1 protein-coding gene is annotated in these 203 nt (G+C 74.9%); it reads left to right on the top strand.

The window, feature by feature from the left end; genetic code table 11:
* Positions 1-203 (top strand): hypothetical protein (locus HCK00_RS26730; RefSeq protein ID WP_168104620.1); only part of this gene is annotated, 203 nt, incomplete at both ends.

Genomic DNA, 203 nt, shown 5'->3' with positions numbered 1-203 from the left:
GCGTATGTGCCGGTGGACCCGGGCTGGCCGGCGGAGCGGGTGGGGCGGGTCCTCGCCGACGCCGGGGTCTCCGCCGTGCTCTGCTCCGGCGCCACCAAGGAGTCCGTCCCCGAGGGGAACAGTGCTCCGGTGGTGGTGCTCGACGACCCGGCGGTGATGTCCGCACTCGGCTCCTCGGACGCCGGCGTGGAAACCGCGGTCAC

This window comes from Streptomyces zingiberis (assembly GCF_012034935.1).
Taxonomy (GTDB): Bacteria; Actinomycetota; Actinomycetes; order Streptomycetales; family Streptomycetaceae; genus Streptomyces; species Streptomyces zingiberis.
Note: the sequence above shows the minus strand (reverse complement) of the source record. Positions and strands in the feature narration are given on the sequence as shown.